Annotated in this window: 2 protein-coding genes and 1 pseudogene; all 3 read right to left on the bottom strand. The window is 72.6% G+C overall.

Annotated elements, in window-relative coordinates; all coding sequences use genetic code 11:
* Positions 1 to 209: pseudogene (locus tag FL311_RS42585) on the bottom strand (hypothetical protein); the annotation flags it as partial.
* Positions 206 to 841, bottom strand: coding sequence for an outer membrane beta-barrel domain-containing protein (locus tag FL311_RS42580; protein ID WP_046711417.1), 636 nt, complete (start codon positions 839 to 841; stop codon positions 206 to 208). The pseudogene FL311_RS42585 and the gene FL311_RS42580, both read right to left, overlap by 4 nt.
* 63 nt (positions 842 to 904) lie before the next feature.
* Positions 905 to 2,479 (bottom strand): AgmX/PglI C-terminal domain-containing protein (locus FL311_RS42575; protein ID WP_141333326.1); only part of this gene is annotated, 1,575 nt, incomplete at its 5' end.

Below are 2,479 nucleotides of genomic sequence, written 5' to 3'. Positions count from 1 at the left end.
GACGCGGGCTTGCTGCCCGGGGTGGCGGCACCGGCGGCGGGCGCGGGCTTGTTGCCCGACGCGGGCGGCGTGCCGGCGGACGCGGGCTTCGCGCTCCCCGGCGGTGGTGGCATGGGCAGCGCGCCGGCGCCGGACTGGGCGCGGGCGGCCGCTGGAGACACGACGAGCGCGGCGCTGGCGAGCGCGGCGATGAGTGAGCGTGAAGTCATTCCGTGGCGCCGAAGTTGAACGCGGTTCCGAGCTGGACGACCGGGACGTTGATGATGCGCGAGGCGCCGGCGAAGACGACGTTGTTGGACACGTCCAACCGGAACGACACCGTCTTGCCGGAGAACATGCGCACGCCCAGGCCCAGGTTGACGGCGGGGCGGAAGCCGTCCTGCCGGTCAATCTTGACCACCGTGCCGCCGCCGAGCAGGAACGCCTCGAAGTGCAGCACGGAGCTGTTGAGCACCGCCGTCTTGCCGTACAGCGGGCTCCACACCAGGTCGGAGCCCACCATCCACTGCACCTGGTCCTCGAACGCGGACGCGGTGGGGGCCACGTCGAAGTCGCGCTCCAGCTGGCGGCGCAGCGACGTCTGGATGTTGTAGCTGTACGTGCCCCGGCCCACCTGCCACGCGAACGTGTCGCTGAAGTGGTACGTGTACGAGACGCTCCCGGTGAGGCCCTTGTAGAAGGCGTCCGCCGGCAGCACGCCGACGCCGAGGTACAGCTCGTGGTGCATCCGGTACTGCCGCTCCTGGATGGCGGAGACGGAGCCGGGGTTCTCGAGCGCCTCGGCCTGCGCGCGGGCAAGGCCGGGCGCCAGGAACAAGAGGATGAGCAGGGCGTATCGCACGGTGGGGGCTTCCTGGCGGATGAGCGGAACGGAACGCGGGGGGAGGGGGTGGGCCCCCTCGCGTCAGTAGCCGACGGAGTTGAAGAGGAACGGGTAGGTGATGATGACCACGCCGCCCTTGGGGGCGGGGAAGGTCCAGGACTTCAGGTTGGAGAGGATGCACGCCTCGACGGAGGCGTTGCGCAGCGTGGAGGACTTGGTCTTCGCCGCGGCCACGCGGCCGTTGGTGCCGATGGTCCACTCGAGCACCACCTTGCCGGCCAGGCCCGGGTCCTTGAGCAGCGCGCGCTCGTAGCAGCCGTGCACCTCGTTCAGGTGGCTGTTGATGACGCGCGCCACGGCCTCGCGGTCCACCGTGCCCTGCGTGGAGGCGATGCTGCGCGCGGTGGCGCGCGTGACGGTGCCTCCCACCTTGCCCTTGCCCACCGAGCCCGCGCCCAGGGCGCCGATGCCGCCGCCGCCCTTGCCGCGCAACAGCTCCGCGCCCAGCGTGGCGCCGCCGCCCTTGCCGCCGCCGCCCAGGCCGAAGGTGCCCAGGCCCGCGTTGGCGATGGGCGCCTTCCCGATGAGGCCCGACAGCTTGTAGTTGGAGTTCTTCACGTTCTTGCTGCCCGGCCCGCTGCCCAGCTTGTCCACCGCGGCCAGCAAATCATTGGTGGCGGGGCCCGCGGCCGACAGCTTCGCGAGCGCCTTGAGCGCCTTGTTCTCCGGCGGCGCGGCGGCCACGGCCTTGGCGGGCTGGGGCGGCGTCTTCTCCACCGGCTTGGGCGGCGCCTTCTCCGCCACCTTCGCCTCCTCCTTCTTCACCGGCTTGGCCTGCTGCTTGAGCGCCTCCAGCTTCTTCTTCGCCTCCTCCTTCTTCTTGGGCTCGGGGGCGATGAGGCGCAGCGCCACGGGCGGCAGGTTCTTCTGCGTGAAGTCCGCCGTCTCCGGCGTGGGCGGCTTGAGCGCGATGAACGCGCCCAGGCCCGACGCGAACAGCGCGAAGCACGTCAGCGCCAGCCACGGCAGGCCGCGCAGCGGGTTGACGAACACGCGCGCGGGCACGGGCGCCGCGTAGGCGACGAGCGACATCTGCCCCTGCGTCAGCCGGGCGCCCACGCCCTCGCGCAGCGTGATGAAGCGGCGGCTGCCGTCGGACTCGAGCGAGGCACCGGTGACGGGCGTGAAGCGGCCGTCGGAGCCGCTCTTCTCCACTTCGGTGCCCGGGGGCACGAAGAGGCGGAAGGAGCCGCTGATGGACTCGGCCAGCGTGAAGGGCGCGCCGGTCTCCGGCAGCGTGAAGCCCCACAGCGGCATCGCCTCCGGCAGCTCGAGCGAGGCCACCACGGGCTTCTTCTTGTCCGGCGCGAAGCGGCGCGCGTCGCGGCGCACGGTGCCCCAGTAAAGCTCCAGGTAGAGCTGCGAGGCGCCCTTGCCCGGGTCGATGCGCGGCGCGTGCGTGGGCCGCGACGCGGTGACGCGCGGCTCCTGCAGCAGCGGGCCCTGCGCGACGGGGAGCGGGTCCAGCGCCACGTCCGCGAGCAGGTCGTCCGCCAGCAGCATGCCGGTGTTGACGGGCGCGGCGGGGGCGGGCTCCTGCGTCGCGCGGCGGCGCACGGAGGGGACGGTGCCCGCGGGCACGGGCGCGTGCAGGGG

Origin of the sequence: Myxococcus sp. AB025B, assembly GCF_006518215.1 — a bacterium.
Lineage (GTDB): Bacteria > Myxococcota > Myxococcia > Myxococcales > Myxococcaceae > Myxococcus > Myxococcus fulvus.
This window is presented reverse-complemented; position numbering and strand designations above follow the sequence as displayed.